3 protein-coding genes are annotated in these 3,059 nt (G+C 68.9%); all 3 read left to right on the forward strand.

The genetic code is table 11. The features are described from left to right. Positions 1 to 38 precede the first annotated feature (38 nt). Positions 39 to 1,202, forward strand: a complete 1,164-nt coding sequence (locus FNH05_RS35270) for a hypothetical protein (protein ID WP_144593183.1) — start codon at positions 39 to 41, stop codon at positions 1,200 to 1,202. Then, positions 1,202 to 1,978, forward strand: coding sequence for an SDR family oxidoreductase (locus FNH05_RS35275; RefSeq protein ID WP_144593184.1), 777 nt, complete (start codon positions 1,202 to 1,204; stop codon positions 1,976 to 1,978). Before FNH05_RS35270 ends, FNH05_RS35275 begins: the two co-directional genes overlap by 1 nt. A 28-nt stretch (positions 1,979 to 2,006) precedes the next feature. After that, positions 2,007 to 3,059 (forward strand): sulfotransferase family protein (locus FNH05_RS35280; protein WP_144593185.1); only part of this gene is annotated, 1,053 nt, incomplete at its 3' end.

Raw genomic sequence — 3,059 nt, forward strand, 5'->3', positions numbered from 1 at the left:
GTACCAATGCGGTACATATTTGTACCAAGGGAGGCCCGGTGCTCACGCGACCGTTCGCCGAAGCCGTCGAAGCCGCCGAAAAGATCATCACCGGCGCGCCGCACGTGCGGACCGAGCAGGACCTGATCGAGGGGTACGACTACCTGGCCGGCAGCGTGAAGGCCTGCCTGCACCTGGCCTGGGCCTACGAGCGCGACTTCCCGTTCTTCGTCCAGTCCACCGGCCCCTACAGCAAGATGGGCCTGGACAACCCGGACACGCTGTACTTCCACTCCTTCCTCCGCCCGGACGCCGAGTACGTGGTCACCGGGCAGCGCGGCACCACCACCGACCTGAGCTTCCAGGTGCTCAACGGCAACTACTCCCCCGTCGACGTCCCGGACAGCCTCACCGCCTTCGACGACCGGGAGATCGAGATCGGCAAAGACGGCCGTTACGAGATCCGCTTCGGTCCCGGCCCGGCAGGCCCGAACTACTTCACCCTCGGCCCGGATTCGGCGATGCTCGTGGTGCGGGAGGTCTACAGCGACTGGGCCGGCGAGCGGCGCGGCACGATCCGCATCCACCGCGCCGACACCGTAGGCCACGCACCCCCGCCGCCCACGTTGTCCACAATGGAGAAGCGCTACGAGGTGGCGGGCAAGATGCTGCTGTCGCGGCTCAACACCTTCCTCGCCTTCCCCAAGTGGTTCTACCTCGACCTCCCGGTCAACACCCTGACCGAACCGCGGGCCACGCCGGGCGGGCTGAGCACGCAGTTCTCCTCCGTGGGGCACTACGACCTCGACGACGAGACGGCCATGATCGTCACGGTGCCGAAGTCCGACGCGCCGTACCAGGGTCTCCAGCTCGGCAGCATGTGGTACATCTCGCTGGACTACATCAACCACCAGACCAGCCTCACCGCCGACCAGGCGCGGGTGGACCCCGACGGGAAGATCCGGTTCGTGATCAGCGAGCGCGACCCCGGGGTGGCCAACTGGCTGGAGTGCACCGGCCACCGGCGGGGGTTCGTGCAGATCCGCTGGCAGCGGCTGTCCCGTGACCTCACCGCCGAGGACGGTCCCGAGGTGGAGCTGGTGCCGGTGTCGGAGCTGGCCGGGCGGCTGCCCTACCACGAGCAGGCCCGGATCACCCCGGAGGAGTTCGCCACCCGGATCGCGGCCCGTCAGGCCGCCGTAGCGACGAGGATGCTGGGCTGATGCTGCTCGAAGACAAGGTGGTCGTGGTCTCCGGGATCGGCCCGGGGCTGGGCCGGTCGATCGCGCTGCGGAGCGCGCACGCCGGGGCGGACGTGGTGCTCGCCTCCCGGACGGAATCACGGCTGACCGAAGTGGCGAAGGAGATCACCGGGCTCGGCCGCCGCGCGCTGGTCGTCCCCACCGACATCGACGACGAGGCCGACGCGCGGCATCTCGTGGCGTCCACAATGGAGTCCTTCGGGCGGGTGGACGCCCTGGTGCACAACGCGTTCGCCATCCCGCCCATCATGGACCTGATGGACGTCGAGCTGGCAGCGGTGCGCGCCGGGTTCGAGACCAACGTGCTGGCGGCGCTGCGGCTGACCAGGATGTTCGTCCCGGCGCTCGCCGAAGGCCGCGGCTCCGTGGTGATGATCAACTCGGCGGTGCTGCGGCATTCGCGGCGCACCTTCGGTGCCTACAAGATGGCGAAGGCGAGCCTGCTGGCCCTCGCGCAGAGCCTGGCGTCCGAGCTGGGCCCGCGCGGGATCCGGGTCAACACCGTGGCACCGGGCTACATCTGGGCGGACAACCTCAAGTTCTACTTCGCCTATCTGGCGAAGGAACGCGGCGTCACCCCGGAACAGGTCTACGAGGAGACCGCCTCCACCATCGACCTGCGCAGGCTCCCCGAACCCGACGAGATCGCCGACACCGTGGTGTTCCTCAACTCCCCATTGGCCCGCATAGTGACCGGACAGTGCCTCGACGTCAACGGCGGCGAATACCACCACTGATCTCTTTGAATCAGAGAGGAAGACTCAGGTGACCGGACGCGACAGCGTGGGGACGCTGGAGGATCTGCACGCCTCGGCGACGCGCTTCACGGGCGGGCTGGACGATTTCGGGGACGACGAGTACCGCGAAGGACTCGGCGTGCTGCTGGAGTCCTACGCGCGGGACGCGCGGCTCACCCCCTTCGGCAACAAGATCCACCGTGCCTTCCTGAGGGGCGCGCTGGTGGCGCGCCTGCTCAGTGAGGCGGCTTGGAAGAACAATCCCGGCTACGCGCGGGTGCCGATCGAACGGCCGGTCTTCGTGACCGGCCTGCCGCGGACCGGCACCACCGCCCTGCACCGGCTGCTCACCGCCGATCCGGCGCACCAGGGGCTGGAGGTCTGGCTCACCGAGGTGCCGCAGCCGCGCCCGCCGCGCGAGACGTGGGCGGACAATCCCGTGTTCCAGCGCATCCAGGCCGGGTACGAGCGGCACCACGTGGAGCATCCGGAATTCCTCGGCGTGCACCATTCCTCGGCCGAGCAGGTCGAGGAATGCTGGCAGCTGCTGCGCCAGTCGGCGAAGTCGGTGTCCTACGAATGCCTCGCGCACCTGCCGACCTACTCGGCGTGGCTGAGCGAACAGGACTGGACCGACGCCTACTCCCGGCACCGCCGCAACCTGCAGCTGATCGGCATGCCGGATGCGGACCGCCGTTGGGTGCTGAAGAACCCGAGTCATCTCTTCGCGCTGGACGCGCTGCTGGCGGTGTATCCGGACGCGCTGGTCATCCAGACCCATCGCGCGCCGAGGGAGATCGTCGCCTCGGTGTGCAGCCTCAACGAGCAGGCCTCGGCGGGGTGGTCGACCGCCTTCCGGGGCGAGGTGGTGGGCCGCTCCCAGCTGGAACTGTGGGCCCGGGGCGCCGAAAGGTTCCTCGACGACCGGCCGCGCCACGGGCAGGCGCAGTTCTGCGACGTCTACTACGACGACTTCGTCGCCGACCCGATCGGCACCGTCGAGGCGGTCTACCGGCACTTCGCGCTGCCGTTCACCGACGAGGCCCGCGCGGCGATGACCGCCCTGCACGCCGAAAGCACC

Source organism: Amycolatopsis rhizosphaerae (genome assembly GCF_007713715.1).
In the GTDB taxonomy this organism is placed as follows: Bacteria; Actinomycetota; Actinomycetes; order Mycobacteriales; family Pseudonocardiaceae; genus Amycolatopsis_E; species Amycolatopsis_E rhizosphaerae.

Bases quoted from the DNA above. Each gene is read 5' to 3' on its own strand.
- FNH05_RS35275 (WP_144593184.1), top strand. From the start codon at position 1,202: ATGCTGCTCGAAGACAAGGTGGTCGTGGTCTCCGGGATCGGCCCGGGG.